At 60.7% G+C, this 22,226-nt stretch carries 11 protein-coding genes and 1 pseudogene; all 12 read right to left on the bottom strand.

Annotated elements, in window-relative coordinates:
* Positions 1-35: 35 nt before the first annotated feature.
* On the bottom strand, positions 36-911 hold the full coding sequence (locus ACZ89E_RS02725; protein WP_149662248.1) for a hypothetical protein: 876 nt from the start codon (positions 909-911) through the stop codon (positions 36-38).
* A gap of 49 nt (positions 912-960) precedes the next feature.
* Positions 961-9,705 carry a hypothetical protein gene (locus ACZ89E_RS02720; RefSeq protein ID WP_476257011.1) on the bottom strand — a complete coding sequence of 2,915 codons (8,745 nt, stop codon included), beginning with the start codon at positions 9,703-9,705 and terminating at the stop codon, positions 961-963.
* 147 nt (positions 9,706-9,852) lie between these two features.
* A pseudogene (locus tag ACZ89E_RS02715) lies at positions 9,853-10,353 on the bottom strand (ESPR-type extended signal peptide-containing protein); the annotation flags it as partial.
* 206 nt (positions 10,354-10,559) lie between these two features.
* On the bottom strand, positions 10,560-11,804 hold the full coding sequence (locus ACZ89E_RS02710; protein ID WP_149661877.1) for an EAL domain-containing response regulator: 1,245 nt from the start codon (positions 11,802-11,804) through the stop codon (positions 10,560-10,562).
* A 501-nt stretch (positions 11,805-12,305) separates the two neighbouring features.
* The gene (locus tag ACZ89E_RS02705; protein WP_476254785.1) at positions 12,306-15,956 is read right to left on the bottom strand and encodes a transporter substrate-binding domain-containing protein; all 3,651 of its coding nucleotides are present in this window, start codon (positions 15,954-15,956) and stop codon (positions 12,306-12,308) included.
* Positions 15,957-16,583: a response regulator transcription factor gene (locus ACZ89E_RS02700; protein WP_149661875.1), complete on the bottom strand. Its 627-nt coding sequence runs from the start codon at positions 16,581-16,583 to the stop codon at positions 15,957-15,959. It abuts the gene before it with no gap.
* A 150-nt stretch (positions 16,584-16,733) separates the two neighbouring features.
* Positions 16,734-17,873 (bottom strand): EAL domain-containing response regulator, encoded by a 1,140-nt coding sequence (locus ACZ89E_RS02695; RefSeq protein ID WP_476257010.1) that lies wholly within the window; start codon positions 17,871-17,873, stop codon positions 16,734-16,736.
* A 346-nt stretch (positions 17,874-18,219) separates the two neighbouring features.
* On the bottom strand, positions 18,220-18,573 hold the full coding sequence (locus ACZ89E_RS02690) for a RidA family protein (protein ID WP_149661873.1): 354 nt from the start codon (positions 18,571-18,573) through the stop codon (positions 18,220-18,222).
* 42 nt (positions 18,574-18,615) lie between these two features.
* Positions 18,616-20,049, bottom strand: coding sequence for an FAD-dependent oxidoreductase (locus tag ACZ89E_RS02685; protein WP_476254784.1), 1,434 nt, complete (start codon positions 20,047-20,049; stop codon positions 18,616-18,618).
* Positions 20,046-20,354 carry a (2Fe-2S)-binding protein gene (locus ACZ89E_RS02680; protein WP_149661871.1) on the bottom strand — a complete coding sequence of 103 codons (309 nt, stop codon included), beginning with the start codon at positions 20,352-20,354 and terminating at the stop codon, positions 20,046-20,048. Before ACZ89E_RS02680 ends, ACZ89E_RS02685 begins: the two co-directional genes overlap by 4 nt.
* A complete protein-coding gene (locus ACZ89E_RS02675) occupies positions 20,332-21,432 on the bottom strand; it encodes an NAD(P)/FAD-dependent oxidoreductase (protein WP_149661870.1) in 1,101 nt (366 codons plus the stop codon). The genes ACZ89E_RS02680 and ACZ89E_RS02675 overlap by 23 nt, the downstream gene beginning before the upstream one ends.
* On the bottom strand, positions 21,432-22,226 hold the full coding sequence (locus ACZ89E_RS02670; RefSeq protein WP_476254783.1) for an ABC transporter permease: 795 nt from the start codon (positions 22,224-22,226) through the stop codon (positions 21,432-21,434). Before ACZ89E_RS02670 ends, ACZ89E_RS02675 begins: the two co-directional genes overlap by 1 nt.

The following is a 22,226-nucleotide window of genomic DNA, read 5'->3' as shown; positions in this document are numbered from 1 at the left end:
GGCTCGCTGGGTGATGGAATAATCAGGCACGAAAATCACGATTGGGGCGCTGTCAGCAGTCCCTTGATCAGCGGCGAAAAGTACGCCACCTGAAGGGGGTAATCGCGCCCCAGCAATTTGCCTTCGCCATACCAGGTGATACCGCCCTGGTTGAGGATCAGACCGTTGCTGCCAAACTCGAATACGCTGCCGATGGAGCTGCTGAACACGAAGCGACTGTCATCCATTTCCACCAGCCTGTACTGCGTGCCCGCAGGCGGCAGTTGATCCTTGATGCGTTGCAGGTAAGTCGGTGCCAGACGGTCAAACAACTGCTTGGTACGCTCACGGTATTGGGGGACGGTTAAACCGGGACTGCGTTGCAACTCGGCAGCGATCACTGCAAACACATCGGCATTGGCCCGCGCCTCCGCCAGCTTGATCGACAGCGCCGCGGCCAACAGCGCGTTATCCACCTGCAGCGAGGATTTCTCCGGCTGCCCATTGGCCGCCGGTGTCGTGACCGGGCGCATGAACTCCGCCGCATCGACCGTCGACAAAACGGTGGTCGCCAGATACGCCGCACACGCAGTGGTCTGCCCCGCCTGATCACCGTTGACCAATAGCGAGAACTGGCTGCCGTGGGTGGGCAACGTTTGTGCATCGACCCCTTGTTGCTTGAGGAAGGCGTTGACCTGCTCCTGTTTCACCTCGCCCCGGGCCAGCGCGCAAAGCTGCTCCATCACCGGCGTATTACGCTGACCGTTGAACTTCGGTGACAGCTCGAATATCGCATCATGAATCACCGGCAGCGCGGGAACGTCGATCCAGTTGCCAGGGACATCCGCCGGCTTGTTGGCCAGGAACTTGTCGTAACCGGCCAACGCCAGCAGGGTGATCAGCGTGGTGACGAAAATCGATTTCATGTTCATAGGTTTTTGCCTGAGAAAAAGTCGGATAGAGACGCATCAAAAACAGCCATCACCACTGATAACCAACGCCCACGGCGACGCCGACATTGCGTTGGGTGTCAGTACTGCCCTGCACCTTGGTCAGCCACCGCCCGTTGCCGGACAAATGTGAAACACCGAAGGCAACCGACGATTGACCGCGATAGGTACTCGCCGCCGCCGTCGTCATGCTTGCTCCTGGCGAGTAGGACTGCGGCAAGCTGGCCATCGCCATTGCACCGGCAATCCCCGCGCTGAGAATTTCGTCTTGCTTCTTGATGTCATTTTTCAGATCCGAATAACGTTGGTCGGTGTAGGCCTTCGCGTTGTCGGTGATACCCGCCACGCTCTTGTTCAACTGGTCGACGTTCACCGCATCCGTGCCGCTGGTGCCGGCCGCGATGTTGGTGAGCTGCCGCTCATTGCCCACGCTACCGACCGATACGCTGTTCTCGCGGTCGGCCACTGCATTGGCGCCCAGCGCCGTGGCGTTCTTGGCCGAGGCCTTGGCGCCGTTGCCCAAGGCGACCGAATTTTCTCCGGAGGCCTGAGACTGGGTGCCGACCGCCGCGCTGTTTTTGCCCGACGCTACAGCCCCCGCACCACCGGCTATCGAATCGACACCGGTGGCTTTCGGTTTGGCTGCCGCGCTGCCGTTGCTCACCTGGAACATGCCGTCGGTGCCGTTCTTGATGTTGGAGACATCGCCCTCGACAGTGCTGATGCGGGCGCCCTGCTGAACCGCAGCGCCATTGAGATTGGCGATCGAGTCATCCGTGTACTGCTTCGATTCGGCGACTGCTCCGTCGAGCTGCCGCACGTTGACCGCATCGGTGGCGTTCTTGCCGTCGGCGACGTTGCTGACGGTGCGGGTGGCGCCGGTCGCGGCATCGCCCACCGACACCGTGCCCGAGGTCACGTTGTTCGCCCCCGAATATTGGCCGGTGTAAGTCTCCGCCCCTCGCCCCCCATCGCTGGAATCGCTGCCCAGTGCAACGCTGCCGTCAGCGGAAGCCTTGGCACCGTTGCCTACCGCCACCGAGTTGCTACCCGATGCTTGCGCGTTGGGGCCCAAGGCCATCGAGTTGGAGCCGCTGGCCACCGAGTCGGCGCTGCTGGAATTGACGTGCAGATACTTGATCCCGCCGCCCGAGCCAATGACGCTCTCAAGGCCGCCGACCCGACCGTCGAGGTTGGTGATGTTCGTGGTGTTTTGATCCACTTGATCGCCGACCGATTTCAGTTGCGCCACATTGACCGCGTCGCTGTCCTGCGTACCCGCCGACAGCCCGGTCAGCTTGCGATTGCCCGCCGCCGTGCCGATACCGACCTCACCGACCGATGTCTGCGGGGTCGCCAAGCGATAAGCGCTGTAACCCGATTCGGCGCCGACAGTGGTCAGCGAATCCGATCCCAACGCCACGCTCATGGCCTGGCTCGCATTGGCCCCTGCACCCAAAGCAACGCTGCCTGTAGCGGAAGCGCTGGCGCCGCTGCCTATCGCCTCCGAGGCATTACCCGACGCCTGAGCATTGGGGCCCAAGGCCATCGAGTCGATACCGGTGGCCGCCGAGTCGACGCCGGTCGAGTTGACGTGCAAATACTTGATGCCACCACCAGAGCCAACAAGACTCTCGAGGCCGCCGACCCGACCGTCCAGGTTGGTAATGCTCGTGGTGTTTTGATCCACCTGATCACCCACCGATTTCAGTTGCGCCACGTTGACCCCGTCATTGTCCTGGGTGCCTGCCGCCAGCCCGGTCAACTTGCGATTGCCCAGCGCCGTACCGACGCCGATCTCGCCGACCGATGTCTGCGGAGTCGCCAAGCGATAGGCGCTGTAATTCGTCTCGGCCCCAACCGTGTTCACCGAACTTGAGCCCAACGCCACGCTCATGGCCTGACTCGCATTGGCCCCGGCGCCCAACGCCACTGATTGCTCTGCACCTGCCTGGGCCGCGCTGCCCATGGCGATACCGGAGGCGAGCAACACCTGGGTATTGCGGCCGATGGCAATGCCACCGGCGCCGGCCAGACCGACAGTGGCTTGGTTGCCGATACCAATGCCGTTGTCGCCATTGACCACGGTGGCCGGACCGACCGCAATCGACTCTGCACCGCTAGCGAGTGAGTCCGCAGGGTTCGTCGAATTGGCGTGGAAATAAAGGGTACCGGTCGAACTCAAGGAGCCCATCGCCCCAGTCAATTGACGCAGGGTCACGGCGTCGTGATCCTGGGTGGCGTCCGCCACGTTGGTGATCTGCCGGTAACTGCCTGCCTTGCCCACCGAAACCGAGCCGAGCAAGGTTGCATCCGAGGTGTCATAGATGATCGCCCCGCTGCCGGCCGGGATGGTGCCGGTGGTCGGTGCCAGGGCACGATCGGCGACCGAACCTTCACCCAGAGCGATACCGCCCAAGACCTGAACCTGACTCTGATGCCCCAGCGCCAGACCACCATCAGCAGTGACATTGGCGCCCGAGCCGGCGGCAAACGAATTGGTGCCTGCGGCGACGGACACCGGCCCGATTGCCACGCTGTCCACGCCAGCGGCTTGCGAATCGGCCAACACCGAATTGCTGTGGAAGTATTTGATGCCGGTGCCGTTGTTGAGAAGGCTGTCGACCTGAGTCCCCAACCCATTGACCGCGGTGTTGGTGGAGAACAACTGGCTGCCGTTGACCGCATCGGTACTGGTCGCCGACACCTGCCCCGCTGCCACGTTGGTGATCTGCCGTTCATTGCCGGCGCTGCCGACGCTCAGTACGCCCGTCGGTGTCGTACCGGCGTAATTGAAGGTGGCGCCGTTGATCACACCCGAGGCGGTAGCGACCGCGGCGGCTGTGGTGGCGCCGTTGCCCAGGGCGACGGAGTTGGCAGTGCCTGCCACGGCACCATTGCCGATGGCCACCGCGTTCGCGGCGGTGGAACTGGCGGCGGGACCGACGGCCACGCTGTCCACACCGGTTGCTGTGCTGTCGGCGAGCGTCGAATTGCTGTGGAAGTATTTGATGCCGGTGCCGTTGTTAAGCAGGCTGTTGACCTGCGTCCCCAACCCATTCACTGCGGTGTTGGTGGAGAACAACTGGCTGCCGTTGACGGCGTCGGTGCTGCTCGCGGAAACCTGACCGGCGGCGACGTTAGTGATCTGCCGTTCGTTGCCCACGCTGCCGACGCTCAACACACCGGTCGGTGCAGCACCGGCGTAAGTGAAGGTGGCACCGTTGACCACACCGCTGGCGGTCGCAACAGCAGCAGCCGTGGTGGCGCCGTTGCCCAGGGCGACGGAGTTGGCTGTGCCTGCCACGGCACCATTGCCGATGGCCACCGCGTTCGCGGCGGTGGAACTGGCGGCGGGACCGACGGCCACGCTGTCCACACCGGTTGCTGTGCTGTCGGCGAGCGTCGAATTGCTGTGGAAATACTTGATGCCGGTGCCGTTGTTGAGAAGGCTGTTGACTTGCGTACCCAACCCATTGACCGCGGTGTTGGTGGAGAACAATTGGCTGCCGTTGACGGCGTCGGTGCTGCTCGCGGAAACCTGACCGGCGGCGACGTTGGTGATCTGCCGTTCGTTGCCCACGCTGCCGACGCTCAACACACCGGTCGGTGCAGCACCGGCGTAAGTGAAGGTGGCACCGTTGACCACACCGCTGGCGGTCGCAACAGCCGCAGCCGTGGTGGCGCCGTTGCCCAGGGCGACGGAGTTGGCAGTGCCTGCCACGGCACCATTGCCGATGGCCACCGCGTTCGCGGCGGTGGAACTGGCGGCGGGACCGACGGCCACGCTGTCCACACCGGTTGCTGTGCTGTCGGCGAGCGTCGAATTGCTGTGGAAGTATTTGATGCCGGTGCCGTTGTTAAGCAGGCTGTTGACCTGCGTCCCCAACCCATTCACTGCGGTGTTGGTGGAGAACAACTGGCTGCCGTTGACGGCGTCGGTGCTGCTCGCGGAAACCTGACCGGCGGCGACGTTAGTGATCTGCCGTTCGTTGCCCACGCTGCCGACGCTCAACACACCGGTCGGAATCGCACCGGCGTAAGTGAAGGTGGCACCGTCGATCACGCCGCTGGCGGTAGCGACCGCAGCAGCCGTGGTGGCGCCGTTGCCCAGGGCGACGGAGTTGGCAGTGCCTGCCACGGCACCATTGCCGATGGCCACCGCGTTCGCGGCGGTGGAACTGGCGGCGGGACCGATGGCTACGCTGTCCACACCAGTCGCGGCGCTGTCGGCGAGCGTCGAGTTGGCATGGAAGTACTTGATACCCGCGCCATTGTTGACGAGGCCATCGACGGTCTGGTTGGTCGCAAACAATTGCGAGCCATTCACCGCATCGGTGCTGGTGCCGTTCAAGGCCCCGGCACTCAGGTTGGTGATTTTCACCCCACCGGCCGGTGCGCCTGCACCACCCGTCGCCCCCAGGGTGATGGCGTTGCCGCCGACTGCATCGTATTTCACCGAGATGTTGGCGGTGTTGACCGTGTCGGTGTTCAGCGCCGTCAATGCACTTGCCACACTGGTTTGCGCAGTGCCAGCCCCTACCGCCCCAGTGGTGCTGACGCTGTTTATCGGCTGACTGAAGCCCGTAAGCCCCGTAGCCACCGAATAAGTGGCGCCGCCGCCCAAGGTGCTGGCCGAGGTGTTGCCCAGCGTAGTGGTTTGGGTCCCCAGATTAGTGACCGCTGTATCGGTAGCGAAGAGTTGGCTGCCGTTGATCGCGTCGGTGCTAGTCGCGGAAACCTGACCGGCGGCGACGTTGGTGATTTGCCGTTCGCTGCCCACGCTGCCGACGCTTAATACGCCGGTCGGTGCAGCACCGGCGTAAGTGAAGGTGGCACCGTCGATCACGCCGCTGGCGGTAGCGACCGCAGCAGCCGTGGTGGCGCCGTTGCCCAGGGCGACGGAGTTGGCAGTGCCAGCCACGGCACCGTTGCCGATGGCCACCGCGTTCGCGGCGGTAGAACTGGCGGCGGGACCGACGGCCACACTGTCAGTACCCGTAGCAGTGCTGTCGGCGAGGATCGAGGTGCTGTGGAAATACTTGATCCCGGTACCGTTGTTGACGAGGCTGTCGACGGTTTGGTTGGTTGCGAACAGCTGACTGCCATTCACAGCGTCAGTGCTGGTGGCATTCAACGCGCCGACCGCGACATTGGTCAGCTTGGTCGCAGTACCCGCCGGGTTGAAGGTCACCTGATTTTTTGTCGTGGCGTCGTCGTATTTCACTGCCACCGCGGCCGTGTTGGTCACGCTGGCATTCAGATTGGTCAGTGCCGCGCCGACGTTGTTGCTGGCTAATGGACCAGTGTTGGTGCCGACAGCGTTAATACTGTTGGTGGAATAGCTGGGCGCCGTCCACACACCGGTGGTCGCATTCAGCGCCGCGCCGCCGCCGAGGGCGGTCGCTGTGTCCTGACCGGTTTTATTCAGTTGACTGACGTTGACGGCGTCGGTCGCATCGGCACCGGCGGCAAGACCGGTAATACGGCGGCCGTTGGTGCCGTTGGCGATGTTCACTTCACCGCCCGTCGTTGCCGTGCCGCCGACACCATAAGCCGCGTCGGCCAATGTCGCGCCAGTGGCCGACGAATTCGAGCCGAGTGCAACGCCGTTGGCCACGGTAGCACTCGCGACCGGACCGATGGCTACGCTGTCCACACCGGTTGCTGTGCTGTCGGCGAGCGTCGAATTGCTGTGGAAGTATTTGATGCCGGTGCCGTTGTTGAGAAGGCTGTTGACCTGCGTCCCCAACCCATTCACTGCGGTGTTGGTGGAGAACAACTGGCTGCCGTTGACGGCGTCGGTGCTGCTCGCGGAAACCTGACCGGCGGCGACGTTAGTGATCTGCCGTTCGTTGCCCACGCTGCCGACGCTCAACACACCGGTCGGTGCAGCACCGGCGTAAGTGAAGGTGGCACCGTTGACCACACCGCTGGCGGTCGCAACAGCCGCAGCCGTGGTGGCGCCGTTGCCCAGGGCGACGGAGTTGGCTGTGCCTGCCACGGCACCATTGCCGATGGCCACCGCGTTCGCGGCGGTGGAACTGGCGGCGGGACCGACGGCCACGCTGTCCACACCGGTCGTGGCGCTGTCGGCGAGCGTCGAGTTGGCGTGGAAATATTTGATACCCGCGCCATTGTTGACGAGGCCATCGACGGTCTGGTTGGTCGCAAATAATTGCGAACCGTTCACCGCGTCGGTGCTGGTGCCGTTCAACGTACCGACCGCAACGTTGGTCAACTTGACCGCCGTACCTGCCGGGTTGAAGGTCACTTGAGTCTTGGTGGTGGCGTCGTCGTACTTCACCGCCACGGCGGCAGTGTTGGTCAGGCTGGTATTGAGGTTGGTCAGCGCCGCGCCGACGTTAGTGCTGACTAGCGGACCGGTATTGGTCCCGACAGCGTTGATGCTGTTGGTGGAGTAGCTCGGCGCCGTCCATGTCCCGGTGATCCCGTTAAGTGCCGCCCCGCCGCCCAAAGCCGTTGCCGTATCCTGCCCGGCTTTATTCAGTTGGCTGACGTTGACGGCGTCCGTCGCACTGGCACCGGCGGCCAGTCCGGTCATCCGCCGGCCGTCGGCACCGTTGCCGATGTTCACTTCGCCACCCGCCGTCGCCGTACCGCCGACGCCATAAGCCGCGTTGGCCAATGTGGCGCCCGTGGCGGAGGAGTTGGCACCCAGTGCGACACCGTTGGCCACGGTTGCACTCGCGACCGGGCCGATGGCCACGCTGTCCAGGCCGGTCGCGGTGCTGTCAGCCAGCGTCGAGTTGCTGTGGAAATACTTGATGCCGGCGCCATTGTTGAGGAGGTTGTTTACCTGAGTCCCCAAGCCGTTGACCGCAGTGTTGGTGGAGAACAACTGGCTGCCGTTGACCGCATCGGTGCTGGCCGCGGTCACCTGCCCTGCTGCCACGTTGGTGATCTGCCGTTCATTGCCGGCGCTGCCGACGCTCAGTACGCCGATCGGTGCCGTCCCCGCATAGTTGTAGGTTGTGCCGTTGATCACGCTGGAGGCGGTGGCGACAGCGGCGGCCGTGGTGGCGCCGTTGCCCAGGGCGACGGAATTGGCGTCGCCCGCCACCGCGCCATTGCCGATAGCCACCGCGTTGGTCGCGGTGGAACTGGCCGCCGGACCGACAGCCACGCTGTCCTGACCGGTCGCGCTGCTGTCGGCCAGCGTTGAGTTGGTGTGGAAGTATTTGATGCCAGCGCCATTGCTGATGTTGTTGACGGTTTGGTTGGTCGCGAACAATTGCGCGCCGTTCACGGCATCGGTGCTGGTGCCGTTCAACGTGCCGGCGGCGACGTTGGTCAACTTGACCGCAGTACCTGCCGGGTTGAAGGTCACCTGAGTCTTGGTGGTGGCGTCGTCGTATTTCACTGCCACTGCAGCGGTGTTAGTCAGGCCGGTATTGAGGTTGGTCAGCGCCGCTCCGACGCTAGTGCTAACCAACGGGCCGGTGTTGGTGCCGTTCACGCTGATGCTGTTGGTGGAGTAGCTGGGTGCCGTCCATGTCCCGGTGGTCGCATTGACTGCTGCACCGCCGCCCAAGGCTGCCGCTGTGTCCTGTCCCACCTTATTCAGTTGGCTGACGTTGACCGCATCAGTGGCCTGACTGCCAGCAGCTAGACCGGTAATCCGACGACCATTGGCGCCGTTGCCGATGTTCACTTCGCCGCCTGCCGTCGCCGTACCGCCAACGCCATAAGCTGCGGTGGACAACGTCGCGCCCGTGGCGGATGAGTTAGCGCCCAGTGCGACACCGTTGGCAACGGTCGCACTCGCGAGCGGGCCGATGGCCACGCTGTCCAGGCCGGTCGCGGTGCTGTCGGCCAGCGTCGAGTTGGCATGGAAATACTTGATGCCCGCGCCATTGTTGATGCTGTTGAGGGTTTGGTTGGTTGCGAACAATTGCGAGCCGTTCACCGCTTCGGTGCTGGTGCCGCCCAAGGCACCGGCCGCGACATTGGTCAACTTGACCGAAGTCCCTGCCGGGTTGAAGGTCACCTGAGTCTTGGTAGTGGCGTCGTCGTATTTCACTGCCACGGCAGCCGTGTTGGTCAGGCTGGTATTGAGGTTGGTCAACGCCGCGCCGACGTTAATGCTGGCCAACGGGCCGGTGTTGGTGCCGTTCACACTGATGCTGTTGGTGGAGTAGCTCGGCGCCGTCCACGCCCCGGTGGCAGCATTGACTGCCGCACCGCCACCCAGCGCAGTCGCCGTGTTTTGACTGTCTGTAAACAATTGGCTGCCATTCACAGCATCGGTACTGGTGGCGTTCAAGACACCGACCGCGATATTGGTCAGCTTGACCGCCGTACCCGCCGGGTTGAAGGTCACCTGGGTTTTGGTAGCGGCGTTGTCGTATTTCACCGCGACGGCGGCCGTGTTGGTCAGGCTGGTGTTGAGGTTGGTCAGTGCCGCGCCGACATTGTTGCTGATTAACGGGCCGGTGCTGGTGCCGACAGCGTTGATGCTGTTAGTGGAGTAACTGGGAGCGGTCCATGCCCCGGTGGTCGCATTGAGTGCCGCGCCGCCGCCCAGGGCTGTCGCCGTATCCTGCCCTACTTTATTCAGTTGACTGACGTTGACGGCATCCGTCGCACTGGCACCGGCGGCAAGACCGGTAATACGGCGGCCGTTGACGCCGTTGGCGATGTTCACTTCACCGCCCGCCGTTGCTGTGCCGCCGACACCATAAGCCGCGGTAGTTAGCTTGGTACCGTCGGCTAATGAGTTCGAGCCCAGCGCCACGCTGTTGGCAGAGGTCACGGATGCCGATGCACCAATCGCAACACCGGAACTGGCAGCCGCAGATACCGATGTATCAGTCCCTAAAGCAACACTGTTTGCCCCTAACGCACTAGCAGCCGTTGCTGCAGCGTCACCGCCACCTAGCGCGATCGAATTCAGGCCGGTAGCGTTGGCGAATGAACCTAACGCCGTTGCGTTGTCGCCGGAAACAACAGTGTTTGCACCTATCGCCGTTGCGTTCGTATTGTTCGCTTTAGCATTTGTACCGAGGCCAACCGAAGCGGCACCCGTCACGGTTGCAAATCGTCCAATCGCGGTGGAACTGGTTCCTGTTGCGCTGGACACGTCACCAATCGCAATACTGGCGCCTGTAGCCGTCGAGCCGCTCCCACTGCCAATTGCAATGGAACCAGCATCCGCTGACGGCGCGACCGTCCCCGGTCCAGATCCCGTCACATTTCCTGCAACGGTCGTGCTGGCGATCACCGGGGGGCTCATTACCCCCAACAAAAAAGCAGTCAACGCTACAACACCCGCTCCAGATGTTTTCACACCCCGCTTACGCTGCCCCGCCATCCCTCTCTTGGACTTCTTAGAGGCAAGTTCCGAAGCAACTACCCAGCAACCCAGCGACGTATTCCAGACAACCGAAAATATTTTATTCATCTATGAATTGGCGTCGAGCCAACCTCCGAATCACGTGTCATCCATGGCGTGATGACTCCCGCTTTTCAATCAATACTTGATATAAAAACCCTGCTCACAAACGACACTCCGCCTCTGAAACGACAAGTGTTAAATCTTCGTTTTATGCAAGTAACAGCAACTACCAAGGAATTAAGAGATTGTATTGTCTCGACTTGCCAACATGATTAAGTTAGGAAATTTCCTGCTGTTTGTAGGAAATTTCCCGAGCAACTAACCGCCGCCATCCGCTGAAGATCCAGCCAGTTCAATAAACCCGCCGCCGTCATCGGTCGGGAACACAAGTAGCCCTGCCCTTGCGTACAGCCAAGTTCCAGCAATACCTGACGTTGCTCTTCGGTTTCGATCCCTTCGACGACGACCGTCATGCCCAATGCTTCGCCCAGCGCCAGGGTGCTTTTTATAACGGCGCGGCAGCGCGGCTCTTGTTTGAGCCCGCGAACAAACTCGGCGTCGAGTTTGATTTCGTTGAACGGCAACTGACACAGGCGCTGCAACGACGAAAACCCCGCGCCGAAATCATCGATCGACAGGTTGCAACCCATCATTCGCAAGCGCACCAGGCTTTCCAGACTGGCTGCAGGGGCTTCGAGAAGACCCGTTTCCGTCAACTCGAACGTCAGCCCTGAACCGGGCAGATCATGCGCGGTGAGCATCGTCTTGATCCGGCACGTGAGTCCTGCGTTCACCAATTGCACAGCGTGCAGATTGAAGGCGATATTCAGCGCCAATCCCTGCCTGAGTACCTGCCGCTGCAGCCTCAAGCCTTGTTCCATTTGCAGGATCAGCAAGTCATCCATCAACCCGCAACGCTCGATAATCGGCATGAACACCGAGGGCGGCAGTACACCTTCGGAGGGATGGTGCCAACGGGCCAAGGCTTCGACGCTGCTGACTTCGCCGGTCATCAGGTCGAATTTTGGCTGAAAGTAAGTCTGCAATTGCTGATCGGCCAATGCCCGGCGCACCTCCTCTTCCGAGGCCTGCACCGTCACCGCCGGCACGACCCGTTCGCCAATGGGTTCGTGCATGTGTTTTGCCAGCAATCGTTGCAGCGCCCCGAACTGCAAAGGCTTGCTGACATCCCCGAGCAACACCATCCCCAACATCGAAACCAGTTGCCCCACCGCCCGACGCACATCGGCCGACAGCGAACTGCTGATGATGATCGCCCCCGCCAGACGCGATCGCCCCACGCTCTGCAGAAGCTCAAGGCTGTCGACACCGTCCATGCGCAGGTCACACAGGGTGATATCCACCGCACCGACCTGCCCCAGGATCGCCAGGGCTTGTGCGGCATCGCTGGCTACGAAGACTTCCTGGCATCCGGATTGCCACAGCATGTTCACCGCAATCGAGCGATGGAAGGCGTTGTCGCCAAGAACCAGGATGCGCAACGGGAGCATGGGCATGGACGCGGCTCACAATGAAAGGAATGAGCCAATTGTCCGGCGTAGGCCGGTGGGTATCGTTAGGAAATTTCTCCCTGAATGTAGGAAATTTCCGAACGTCACGCCCCTCCCGGTAATGCAGCATATCGTCAGCGGAATGCTGGTTCTTTGAGAAATTTCCTACATACACAACGTTGTATCCATCACTAATGTTTAGCGCTCGTTGTATGCAGTTATTAGCCAACTTTCCCAAGACAGAGTCCGAGATGACTAAAGAGCGAAATCAACTACGGGTATTAATCAGGCGCCACGAAGACAACCTGAAGTTGCTGACTGCACATAGTGAATCGTGGCGCGGCGAAGATCGCGATAGAGGCGCCGCGACCCTGCAGAACCTGACAGTGCAAATGGAAAGACTGTTGCAGCAGTTGAACAAGCGCAGGGGCCGCAAACTAGAGGACTGATCTTGTGCACTAAAGTGAACTCAAGTCAGGGTCGGGAGTTTCCGCCCCACACCGGGGTTTACAGCACCGGATCAGCCATGCGCTGCTCCAGCGTTTGCGCCAATCGCTCCATCGCTTGCTGCAACGCGTCCACCGCCTCCGTCAACAGGATCGAGTCCGAACCCATACAGATGACCTCTAATTGCTCGCAGCACAGGATCAGGCTCTGCGCCTTGATGATGCGGGCGCCGCCCTTGACTCGATGGGCCAGATCGGAAAGACCTGACAAGTCATGCTCGCCGAACAGTTTGATCAGCCGCAACATGTCTTCTTCATTACTGGACGCCAGATCACCGAGCAGGTTTTTGATCGCGTTGCGATCACCACGGGTCAGTTGCTGCAAGCTGCTCAAATTGATGTCGCCATCAATCTCTGGCATCGGCGCGCCAAGGGGTAATGACTTGGTACCGGGTTGTACTGAGGCCAGTCTGGCGCTCAACTCCAGGAGGCTGATGGGTTTGAACAGGCAATCGTCCATGCCCTCGGCCAGGCAGCGTTCTTTTTCTTCCGGCTGGGCATTGGCAGTGAATCCCAGGATCAGGCACGGCTCGGCCCCCGAAGCCTTTTCCTCATCACGAATGGCCCGCGTCAGCTCGTAACCGTTCATCACGGGCATGTTGCAGTCGGTAATGACCACATCGAAGTTGCCGTTGCGCCAGGCGCGCAGGCCATGGGCGCCATCCTCGGCGTCGCAGACACCGTGACCGAGATAGGATAATTGCTGGGAAAGCAGCAAGCGGTTGGCCGGGTAGTCGTCAATCACCAGGATATTGAGCACCCACGCCTGAGACGCCAGCTCGACCGCCGGCAATTCGGCAGCGGGCACAGGTTGCAAGATCAGCAGATCGAGACGGATATCAATCTGCGTGCCCTTACCCGGCACGCTGCTCAGGTGCAATTGGCCGTGCATCATTTCACACAGGGTCCGGCTGATGACCAGGCCCAGCCCCGAACCACCCCGCGCCGACTGATTATTATTGCTGGCCTGGCCGAAAGGGTTGAACAGCCGCTCCTGATCCGAGGTGGAAATGCCAATGCCGGAATCCTTGACTTGCACATGCAGCGCCAACCGCTCGCCGCACACGCCGGGCGCAGCCTGCACGCTCAAGCGCACCTCGCCTTCGTCGGTAAACTTGATCGCGTTGCTCAGCAGGTTGGACAGAATCTGTTTGAAACGCAGCGGATCGATCAGCACATCGCGACTGGCCTTGAGATCAAAATCCAGCAACAACCGCAGGCCTTTTTGCCGCGCCACCCCTTCGAACATGCGCACCACCGACTCGACCAACTCGCGCAAACTGGCCCGTTCCGGGGTCAAGGACAGGCGACCGGATTCAATGCGGGCGATATCGAGAATGTCACCGATCAGGTCCAAGAGACCCCGCGCCGCGCCAGAAGCCACCTCGATGGCGAAGCGGTCCATGACGCCTTGATCGGCTTTCTTCATGGCCAGTTCGAGCATGCCGATCACGGCATTCATCGGGGTGCGGATTTCGTGGCTCATGGTGGCCAGGAACGTGGTTTTCGCCCGGTTGGCATCATCGGCGCTTTTCTTGGCACTCTGCAATTGATCCAACAGGCGCTGGCGGTCGCTGATATCGATCCAGCCGGCGATGATGCCGGCGACCACGCCGTCACTGGTGTGATACGGCAACATCCAGTGATAGACCGTATGCACCTCGCCGTCGTTGAGGGTGTACGTACGATCCTGAATCCACCGCGTACCCTCCTCCATCACCTTTATGTACTCGGCCTGAAAGGTCTCGGTATCGGAATGACCGATCAGTATGCTGTCGGTAATCTTCTGACCCATCACCGCCTCGCGTGTGACACCCAGCACGTCAAGGTAAGCCGAGTTACAACTCACCAGCCGCCCCTGACGGTCACGGACATAAATCGGGTGGGGGGTGCCGTCGATCAAGACGCGCATGAACTCCATCTGGTCGTTGAGCGCCAATTCGGCCTTTTCGCGAGTGGACACCAACCTGCGCAGGTAAATGATCCAAACCACGGCCATCAACAACAACAGCGCAAACAGGACAAAACCCTGGATGACCGCCGAGCGATGGTGCAGCCAGTTGTCATTATCGATCACCACGTCGTGGCGCCAACGGCCGGTCAGCTCATCCAGTTCTTCCGGGGGAATGCTTTGCAGGGCTTTGTCCAGGATCGAGTACAACTCCAGCGCCCCACGGTCGGTGGCGAAACTCGCCTGGGCCGACTGCAAACCGACGACATTGGCAATGTGCAGGCGGTCGCGGAACTGGCGCAAAATCAAGTAACGCCCATTGATCAGCGAGTTGATGGCGCCATCCGCCTCCCCCTTGTCCACCAACACCATGGCATCGGCTGCAGTCTGGGTCTGGATCAACTCAATGCCGGGGAATTTATCTCTGATGAAGTCGTACAGCGCATTGCCGCGCCGCAGTGCCAGTTTTTTACCGACCATGCCGTCCAGTGTTTGCGCACTGTCCGACTCGTCCCGCGTGATCAGGACAAATGGGTTAGTCAAATAAGGACGGGTGAACCGCAGCTCGCCTTCGCGTTCGGTAGTGGGCGTGAACGCCGCGATCAGATCAGCATTGCCGACCCGGATCTGCTCGATCAACTTGTCCATCGAGTTGCCGCGCAGCACATCGAATTTCAAACCGGTGCGCTGGCTGATCTTGGCCAGCACCTCGGCACTGATGCCGCGGAACTCACCCTGATCATCGAAGAAGGACATGGGGGCCAGGCTGTCATTAACCGCCACGGTCAGGCGCGGATGTTTTTTCAGCCAGCGCTCTTCGGCCGTACTGAGCTGCAGCGGATGAAGCCCGGAAAGGCTCGTGTCACCGGCACTCCAACGGCGCAGAATCGCCATGCGCTCAGTGATGGGGATCACCGCCAGCGCGGCATCGACGATGTGCAACAAATGACGATTGCTCTGGGGCGTGGCAAAGGAGAAATGCGTGCTGTACACCCCGGACAATGCCGTCAGGTGGACGTCATTGAGGAAGTGTTTGTTGACCAGATAATGGGTGCTGATGGCATCCCCCACGTAAGCATCCGCGTGTCCGAACGCCACGGCACCGATCGCGCCCTGGGCCGAAGGGTAAAACTGCAGCTGCGCCTTGGGATAGGCGGCCCGGACTGCGTCTGTCGGCTGATAGTGGTCAAGCATGGCCAGGCGACTGTCTGCCAGGTCAGGCGCCAATACCTGATCCGAGCCACTGTGGGTCACCAGTGCCGACGGCGCATCGGCATAGGCACTGCTCAGCGCCAGCTCTGGATCGGCCCCGTCGAAACTGTTGGCAGTGCCCACCAGATCCAGCTCACCGAGCTTGAGCGCCTGGATCACCTCGGCTCGTGAGTCATAACGCCGAACCTCGACCTTGATGTGCAGCATGGTGGCCAACAGCTCGGCATAATCGGCGGTGATACCTTCGTAATCCTGGCCGTTGGTAACCATATCGAAGGGCGCATAATCCGGCGCCGACACGCCCAGGCGCAGCGAGCTTTTGTTGCGTAACCATCGCCAATCCGCCTCCTCCAGAACGACAGCAGCGTTCGCGCCATTTGAACGGCCGAAGAGGTTCAGCGATTGCGCCTCGGCCTGTGCTGTCGAGGCACTTCCTAACGCTCCCAGCAGACAGACGGCAAGCAAATAGTTGCGCAGATAAATTTTCATCTAGATCAGATTATTACGCTTGGCGAAGTCGGCCAGATACACCACCGACTTGACGTTGAGTTTTTCGATCAGACGGGTTTTATAGGTACTGACGGTCTTGTTGCTCAGCAACATGGCATCTCCGATTTCCTTGTTGCTCAGGCCCCGGGCCAGTTGCTGCAAAATCACCAGTTCACGATCGGACAAGCCGCGGATCATCTCCAGCTCAGTGGAATCGATATCGCTTCGGCGTACGGAATTACCCGCCAGGTTGGGAAAGAAGGTATAGCCCGCCATAAGCGCCTTGATCGCTTTGCTCAATTCACTCAATTCATCGGTTTTCGAGATATAACCGGCAGCGCCTGCTTTCATGCAGCGCATGGCATAAAAGGCGGCGGACTGGGAGGTCAATACCAGGATCTTGCTCGACAGTTTCAGCGCGCTGATCCGGTTGATGACTTCCAATCCATCCAGGCTCGGCATGGCGATATCCAGCAGGATCAGTTCCGGGTCGTGCTTGCGAGCCAGTTGCACCGCATCCACGCCATTATCAGCCTCGGCGACGACTTCGAATTGCTCGCGTTCCAGCAACACTTTTACAGTTGCCCGAATGAACGGATGATCGTCTACAACCAATGCTTTATGCATTTGAACCTCACGGTAATACGCACAGGAGATACCAGTGACGGGAAGAGCCATGCATCAAAAGAGTATGGAACAATTCACCGACCTATGTAGCTCACCTCACTACGTAATCGGCAGCCCTATCGAAATCTTTCCGACGTTGCGCCGACGTTTTCAAGCGGGTATTTTCGGGCTCTGCAACCATTGCACGAACCGCTGGGCATCCATGGGCCGCGCCAAGTGGTAACCCTGACCGAATGAACAGCCCATCTCCACCAGCCCATCGCGAATCATCTGGCTGCCGACCCCCTCGATCACCAGGCTCATGTTCAGTACCCGGGCCAGTGCCACGGTGCTGGTGACCATGGCCCTGGTGCGCGGATCGGCAATGGAGCGCACGAGTTGCCCGTCAAGTTTGAGTTGGTTGAATGGCAGGTGGCAGAGCAGTGTCAGCGAGGAAAAACCCATGCCGAAATCATCGATCGAAAGGCTGCACCCCATCATGCGCAGGCGCAGCAGGTTTTCCCGGATCGCCCTTGGGATGTCGAGCAAGCCGTTTTCGGCCACTTCGAACAACAACGTCGACCCCGGGAAGTCGTTGGACTTCAAGACGTGGTGAATGTGGTCGGTCAGGTCATCGCGGGCCAGTTGCGAAGCGTGAAGGTTGAAGGCCAATTCCACACCCAGGCCGGACTGGCGCAAGGCATGCAGCAGACTCATCCCTTGCTCCAGCATTTGCTTGAGCATTTCATCGATCAGGTCATAGGCCAGCACTGCGGCCAGGAAGTCCTTGGGCAATAGCAGCCCCCTGACCGGGTGCTCCCAACGCGCCAACGCTTCAGCCCCGGCCAATACCGTGCCGTTCAGCTCGAACTTGGGTTGGAACCAGGCTTTGAACTCCCCCAACGCCAGGCCCCGGCGAACATCCTCTTCGCTGGGCAACTTGTATGGCGTTGCGGGATCGACGTCCGGTAACAGGCGCCGATGACCATAGCGCTGCAAGATTTGCTGCAACGAATACAACTGCGTGGGTTTGCTCAGGACGCCCAGCAACTGCAATCCGGCAAAGTTGGTCATCTGTTCGACGGCGCGACGCAGCTCCGGCCGGAACTCACTGCACAGGGCAACTGCCCGGACCATGCCGTTCTGCCCGACAGAATGCAGAAAGTCCTGACAATTGAGGGCCGTATTCCCCAGGTCACAGAGCACAATATCCACGCCCCCCGCGCGGCGGATCTGCGCCATCGCCCCTTCGCTGTTATCGGCCTGCAAAATATCGATGACGCCCAGATGCTGCAGCGCCGTGACCAACACACCACGCCGAAACGAGTGATTTTCTAATACGAGAACGCTAGGGGAATCCATCTCGCTGCTTACCCTGCAATACGTGGAAGCAAAATTGTGGCTATTTCATGACACAGCGAGCGAAGGATTTATCTCCCTGATCTGTAGGAAATTTCCTAGGCGCAATATCAGCCAAGCACGGTTCTGTAGCAGCTGGCGATGCCTGCGTTCGGCTGCGCAGCAGTCGTGAATTCAGGCAACGCAGTGCATCAGTAAGACCTTGTGCCCAGGTTTTACGCCTGCTTCGCAGCCAAACGCAGGCTTCGCCAGCTGCTACACAGATCGTGAGGTGACTCAAATGATCGGCATTGGCAGCTCAGGCAGCCGCCACCACCGTGATTTCAATCAGCAACTCCGGCAACGCCAGACGCGACTCCACCGTCGCACGGGCAGGCGTGTGACCTTGGGGCACCCACGCATCCCACACTTCGTTCATTTTGGAAAAATCCGCCTGAATATCCGCCAGCCATATCTGCGCGGAAACGATGCGTGTCTTGTCCAATCCGGCCTTTTCCAGAAACCCGTCTATTTTCTGCAGGACTTGAGCGGTCTGGCCTTTGATGTCTTGCGTGGCGTCGGAAGCGGTTTGTCCGCCGACGAAAACAAAGCCGTTACAGACCACTGCGCGGCTCATCCGATGATTACTGTCGATACGAACGATATCTTTCATTTTTAGAGGCCTTGTGTGGAGAGTCATCAACATGACATTCAATTATTTGGGAACAAACGCCGCCAACGGCGCCGCATTCACATCCGGAACATAAGCGTTTGCCAGCTCAATCAATTGCACGGGTTTGATCGGCGGACGAATCCGGTAATAACCCACCGCCTGCATCGGCGCCTGCCTGGCTTCGGACAGTATCTCCCCAACGGTGATCCCGCACATGCGCCCCTGGCAGGGGCCCATTCCGCAGCGTGAGAATGACTTGGTCTGGTTCGGCCCGCTGCAACCCAATCGGCTCATGGCGCGGATATCACCGGCGCTGACTTCTTCACAGCGACAGACGATGGTCTGGTCTGCCGGCCGACGAAAAATGTCTGCGGGCCGATACAGCGTGTCCAGGAACGGCCGTATGGCGCGGTGGCGATCCAATTGGCGTTTGAGTGGGCGCACGTGTTTGTCGCGAACGGTTTCACTTAAAAAGCCCAGTTGCAGAGCGACTTGCAGGGCGGTCAGTGCCCCGGAAAGCTCCGCCACTTTGGCGCCATCGATGCCGCCACCGTCCCCGGCGACGTAGGTGCCTGCCAACGACGTCTGGCCCCACTCATCCAGCTCAGGGCGCCAGCACAACTGCACGTCGTCCCAGAGATGCTTGCAGCCCAGCGAACGCGTCAGCTGGACATTGGGAATGACGCCCTGATGCACAAGCAGCAGGTCGGAGTCGATGTGCGCTTCGCGACCGCCAACGGTATAACGGACGCTCTCCACAGCGCCCTGCCCCTGCGCAGTGAGCGCTTCGACATGATGGATATGCGGTATGGCACTGCCGCGAATCGTCTTCAACAAGCCGATACCCTTGAACAAATAGCCCGGTGCCCGCAACGCTGAAAACAGATAACGCAGCGCCGGAAAACGATTGGCTCGTGGCGTGGTGTCGAGTATCGCCGCCACTGAACTGCCCGCCCGGATCAACTGCCAGGCAAACAGATAGAGCAATGGCCCGCTGCCCGCGAGCACCACCCGCTGGCTCGGCAGCAGTGCGGCGGACTTCAACAGGGTTTGCGCAGCACCGATGCCCATGACGCCCGGCAGCGTCCAACCGGGAAACGGCACCGGCCGCTCCTGGGCGCCATTGGCGATGACCAGTGCTCGCGCCTGAATTTGCCCACTGCCGCCGTTGGCACCATTACGGGTGAAGCTCACCTGTCGGTCGCGTGTGATTTGCCATGCCAAGGTGCCTGACCAATAGGTCGCGCCGCTCGCCAGAAAGCGCTTCACCAGCGCCGCGCCGACGATATAGTCCTTGCCCAGCACATCAGGATCCGCCAGCGGCGACTGCGCCACGCTGCGATAAATCTGCCCGCCCGGTTGCTGGTTTTCGTCCAACAGCAACACATTGAGCCCCGCTTCCCTGGCTTGCACCGCACAGCTCATGCCCGCCGGACCGGCACCGATGATCAGCAGGTCAACATGGATCATGCTCATTTCAGGCTCCTGGCACCGATCATCGATCGGATCGTCATTCCCGGCTGCACCAACGTCATGCAGGCCTGTTGATTGGGCACACCGTCGATTTCCACCAGGCATTCGAAACAGGCGCCCATCATGCAAAAAGGCGCCCGCGGTGCGTTCGACACCGGCGTTTCACGCAGTTGGGTGACCCCCACGCTCAGCAGCGCAGCGGCGACCGTCATGTAGTTCGGCACGCTGAACGGCCGGTCATTGATCAGGATTGGAACCTGGGCGGCTGGCGCAGCGGCGAGCGCGCTAAACAGCGAATCGTTTGGCATAGAAGTAGTCGAGAAGTGAGGGACGAGGCGCACCCATGAGCCAGGGTACGAGTTGTTCACAATGGGCGGCCGCCAGCGTGACGCCGCTGTGGCACAAGGCAACGAATGCCCCCGGATGCTCGAGCGACTCTTCGTAGACCGGCATGCTGTCCGGGGTCATGATCCGCAACGAACCCCAGGCCCGCACCACGCGTACGTTCTTGAGCAGCGGAAACGGCGCGATGGCTTTCTGCGCGATGTGCGCAATGATGCCCGGCGTCACGCCGTCATCCATGTCCACGTCTTCGGCGGAGTCCCCCAACAGCAATGAGCCTTCGGCGGTCTGCCGGACCGAGAGCGTCGGGTAGTCGAGAAAGCGTTTGACCCGCTCGGTGACCAGGATCTGTCCACGCAGCGGCACGACTGGCGCGCGCAGACCAACCATCGGTGCCAGCTCGCGATTGCCGAGGCCGGCGCAGAGCACCACTTTGCCGGCATCGAAGGTCTGTTTGCCGGCGGTCAGGCGGAAGCCACCGTCACGCGGGACAATCAAATCGACCCGCGAGTCAGCCCGATAAACGCCCCCGGCGCGTTCGAAACCGGCGAACAGGCCGCGCAAGGTGTAGAGCGGACTGACATGGCCATCGTGGGGCGAATACACCGCACCCACCACGTCCGGCCCCACGGCCGGAATGCGCTGTGCCAATTGCCCATGATCGAGCACTTCATAGCTCAAGCGACTGTCTTGCGCATGGAGCTTTTCCAGCGCCGCCGCACTGCTGGCCAGGCTCTCCTCGTTCATGGCAATCATGATTCCACCCGGTTTTTCATAACCCAGCTTCATGCCGCTGGCGTCTTCGAGTTCCTGGCAGAAGCCGGGCCACAGCTGCGATGACTCCAATGACCAGCGCGCGTAATCGATTTGCCGCGAACCCTTGCTCGAGACCCACACCAGGCCGAAGTTGCCCCGGGCGGCACGTACGCTGGAATCCTCGCCATCGAGCACCAGGGTGCGAACACCGCGTTTGGCCAGTCCGTAAGCGATGGCCATCCCGACCAACCCGCCACCGACCACTACGTAGTCGTAGTCGTTTTTCATCAGTTTTTCCCCATCAGCACTTTGTCGAGCCCCACCAGACGGTCCAGCAGAAACATCAAACCCAGAGTGACCACGATGATCACCACTGCGACCGCCGCCACCATGGGATCGATGGTTTCGGTCATGCTCATGTAGATGCGCACCGGCAAGGTGATCGTCGCCGGAGAGGCAAGAAAAATGGTCGCGGTCAGTTCGTCGAAGCTGCTGGCAAAGGCCAACACCCAGCCGCCGAGAATGCCCGGCAGCAGCGCGGGCAGCGTGATGCGGCGAAAGGTGATCCAGGCACTGGCGCCCAGGGACATCGCCGCATGCTCCGGCTCCCGGGACAGGCTCACCATCAACGCCATGATCAGGCGCAGGGAGTACGGGAAGATCAACATCACATGGGCCAACACCAGTGAGGTAAACGAGCCGTTGACGCCAAACCCGTTGAACAGCCGCAACAACGCGACCCCCAACACCACGGGCGGAATCATCAGCGGCGACAGTAACAAGCCGTTCAATGCGGCCCGGCCTGGGAACGTGTAACGCAACAATCCCATTGCGGCAGGCACGCCCAGCAGTGCCGCCCCCGTCGCGGCCAGCGTTGCCAGGCCCATGCTGTTGCAGAACGCGGTGATGAAGCCATTGTCATTGAACAGCGCCACAAACCAGCGCACCGAGAAGTGCAGCGTCGGGACGCTGAGCATGTTGCCCGGGGTAAAGGCGACCAGGCAGACGATCACCAAGGGCGCCGCCAGGAACACGGAAAACAACGTGTGAAACACCAGCGAAAACAATCCGTTCTTGTTCAT

The organism is Pseudomonas sp. TE3899, from assembly GCF_056279105.1.
Note: the sequence above shows the minus strand (reverse complement) of the source record. Positions and strands in the feature narration are given on the sequence as shown.

Bases quoted from the DNA above. Each gene is read 5' to 3' on its own strand.
- ACZ89E_RS02725 (WP_149662248.1), bottom strand. From the start codon at position 911: ATGAACATGAAATCGATTTTCGTCACCACGCTGATCACCCTGCTGGCG.
- ACZ89E_RS02710 (WP_149661877.1), bottom strand. From the start codon at position 11,804: ATGCCCATGCTCCCGTTGCGCATCCTGGTTCTTGGCGACAACGCCTTC.
- ACZ89E_RS02705 (WP_476254785.1), bottom strand. From the start codon at position 15,956: ATGAAAATTTATCTGCGCAACTATTTGCTTGCCGTCTGTCTGCTGGGA.
- ACZ89E_RS02700 (WP_149661875.1), bottom strand. From the start codon at position 16,583: ATGCATAAAGCATTGGTTGTAGACGATCATCCGTTCATTCGGGCAACT.
- ACZ89E_RS02690 (WP_149661873.1), bottom strand. From the start codon at position 18,573: ATGAAAGATATCGTTCGTATCGACAGTAATCATCGGATGAGCCGCGCA.
- ACZ89E_RS02685 (WP_476254784.1), bottom strand. From the start codon at position 20,049: ATGAGCATGATCCATGTTGACCTGCTGATCATCGGTGCCGGTCCGGCG.
- ACZ89E_RS02680 (WP_149661871.1), bottom strand. From the start codon at position 20,354: ATGCCAAACGATTCGCTGTTTAGCGCGCTCGCCGCTGCGCCAGCCGCC.
- ACZ89E_RS02675 (WP_149661870.1), bottom strand. From the start codon at position 21,432: ATGAAAAACGACTACGACTACGTAGTGGTCGGTGGCGGGTTGGTCGGG.
- ACZ89E_RS02670 (WP_476254783.1), bottom strand. From the start codon at position 22,226: ATGAACAAGAACGGATTGTTTTCGCTGGTGTTTCACACGTTGTTTTCC.